This window comes from Streptococcus sp. GMD4S (assembly GCF_000296955.1).
Genome location: NZ_AJRE01000134.1, coordinates 1 through 2,772 on the forward strand (window position 1 = coordinate 1; position 2,772 = coordinate 2,772).

A 2,772-nucleotide genomic window follows, 5' to 3' on the forward strand; every position below is an offset into this window, starting at 1 on the left:
TTCAACCCCAAAAGAAAGAGCACATGCAAGATACATGTACTCTGGAATGCTTAGATAAATGCCAAAAAGCGGTCTATCCTAGCTCTGTCCTTTTACCTGAGAGTTTGAGCAGTTACCTGCCTTGCCCCTTCGGTGCCTTTACGGTCTCTCCAGAGTTCCGTCCATTTACAGTCATGGAAAACAAACCTTTCTCCACTTCTATTAAACTTCATTCGGTGTTGGTATTTAATTTTTTATTATTTTACAAGAAAAGTTAGCCCTTGTCAATATATTCTATGAAATTTTTTGACTTTTCACTTCTTTTTTCAGAAAGAGTGAATCCTTCTTCTCTCTATCCTTTAAAGGTTACAATGGTGGCGCCACTGCCTCCAGCATTTTGTGGAGCATAGCCGAAACTCTTGACATGCTTGTTTCTTTGCAGGTATTTGGTGACGCCCTCACGGATGACTCCCGTACCGATACCGTGGATGATGTCGACTTGCGCCATGTTATTGAGCAGGGCTTGGTCGATAAAGGCGTCCAGCTCATTCATGGCCTCTTCGTACCGTTTGCCACGAAGATCCAGTCTCGCTTGTGGGCCACGACCAGATGCACGTTTGACGACATTGACTTGTTTTTTCTTGACTAGGGCTTCTTGCTGGGCCTGAACAAGGTCAAATTCTTTCTCTTCCAAGGTCATCTTGATCAAACCGACTTGGGCTTCCCAACGGCCGTCCTTAAGTTGATTGGTCAAGGTTCCACGCTGACCATAACTGAGGACCACAATGTCATCTCCCACCTTTGGAGCTCGTTTTTTCTTGGCTTTTTGAAGGACCTTGTTTTTAGACAAGTAGACTTTTTCAGGGGCCAGTTTTTTCAGCTCAGCCTTGGCCTCAATGATTTCGTGGGGTTTGAGTTGAGACTTGCTGTGAAGATTCTTGAGAATCTGGTCACTCTCATTTAGAGCAAGTTCCACAATCTCGGCAGCCTGTTCACGCGCCTTGTTGAGCTCAGTTTCCTTCTCGCGATTGAGTTCATTATAGAGCTTTTTGAGTGCTCGGTTCATCTTGAGGTTTTCTTGCTCCACCTCACGAATATTGTCCAAGCGTTTGCGACTTTCAAGCGTTTGCTCTTCTAATTGCTCAATGATACGGTTGACATCATTATCTTGATTAACCTGCTGGCTGGCATCTCCTACGATGACATCTGACAAGCCCAGGCGTTTGGCAATTTCAAAGGCATTGCTTCGGCCAGGAACTCCCTGCATAAAGCGATAGGTCGGACGCAGACTTGCTGTATCAAACTCCATGCTGGCATTTTGCACAAAGGCTGTTTCGATACCGTAGGCCTTGAGCTCTGGATAGTGGGTCGTCGCCATGGTCTTGACCTGACGCAGACGAAGATCCTCCAGAATAGCCATAGCAAGGGCTGCTCCTTCCTGTGGATCGGTACCAGCCCCGAGCTCATCTAGCAATAAGAGCGAGTGCTGATTGACCTTGCCAAGAATATCTACGATATTGGTCATGTGGCTGGAGAAGGTAGACAAACTTTGTTCGATAGACTGCTCATCCCCGATATCGGCAAAGATTTCTTCGAAAATACCGACACGGCTTCCTTTATCAGCTAAGATTGGCAAGCCAGATTGGGCCATAAGTTGAGTCAAGCCCAGGGTTTTGAGCATGATGGTCTTCCCACCTGTATTGGGACCTGTAATGACAATGGCCGTTAATTCCTTACCAAAGTGTACATCGTTCGCGACAGCATTTTTGACCAAAGGATGGCGAACATGAAGGAGTTGAATCTCTTGGTTCTCTGAAAGTTGAGGAACAACTGCTTGTCTTTCTTGGATGAAACGCACCTTGGCACGAATCAGATCCAGATGGCCGATAATCCAAGCGTCATTAGCAATCTCAGCAGCATGAGGACGAACCCGTTCCGATAGTTCCTGCAGGATGCGAATCATCTCATAGCGTTCATCAGCTCGCAGACTAGCGATTTCTTCGCTCAGCTTGACCACCTCACGTGGCTCGATATAAACCGTATTACCACTAGCAGAGATGTCATGGACAACACCTGCAATCTTATTGCGATAGGTGTTCTTGACTGGTAAGACTTGACGGCCATTTCGGCTAGCGATTATGCCTTCCGTCAACATCTGCGCTTTTTGCTTGAGTAAGTCTTGCAAGACATCTCGAACTTGACTCTCGCTATCATGGATTTTCCGACGGATGCGTGCTAGCTCTTCACTGGCGAAATTTTCGATAAATCCTGCATCATTTAGAGATTGAAGACTCCCTTGCAAGTGTGGGAACTCATGCAGTTTTTCAAACCATCTCGCCAACTGCTCCAAGCGTACATTTTCAAGATTGGCATAAAAACTTTGCAACTCTCTGCTAGCAAACAAGACTCGTTTGAGGAGCAGGAACTCCTCAATATTGAGATCCGCCCCCATCTCCAGACGCTTGCAGACAGCTGAAATCTCACGTGTCGCTAGGATGGTAAAGTGGGGTTGCTCCACAAAAAGGGCTTGCATTTCCTCCATCTCTGTAAAGGCTTGTTTGATCTTATCCACCTTGGCAGTTGGAACCAAGCCTTTTAGCTCCTCTAGACCTTGTTCTGTCAAGAGATGCGGTTCAAACAAGGCTTTGATTTTATTAAATTCTAAGGTTTCTAGTATTTTTGTATTCATATTTTTTCCTTATATGCTGGTTTACAAGATTATAGCAACTAGGGGTTTTGACTTAGTCGTCCAATCTGTAAACAAAGGGCTAGGAAAAATCCCGCCCTTTTTAT

Annotated in this window: 1 protein-coding gene and 1 riboswitch; the gene reads right to left on the bottom strand. The window is 45.6% G+C overall.

Annotated elements, in window-relative coordinates; all coding sequences use genetic code 11:
- Nucleotides 1–74: 74 nt before the first annotated feature.
- A riboswitch (glycine riboswitch) is annotated at nucleotides 75–163 on the bottom strand.
- Between the two features lie 168 nt (nucleotides 164–331).
- Complete coding sequence (locus tag GMD4S_RS07765; protein ID WP_001092930.1) at nucleotides 332–2,668, bottom strand: endonuclease MutS2; 2,337 nt, start codon at nucleotides 2,666–2,668, stop codon at nucleotides 332–334.
- Nucleotides 2,669–2,772 lie beyond the last annotated feature (104 nt).

What these genes read in the sequence shown, in the direction of transcription:
- GMD4S_RS07765 (WP_001092930.1), bottom strand. Translation starts at nt 2,668, where the DNA reads ATGAATACAAAAATACTAGAAACCTTAGAATTTAATAAAATCAAAGCC.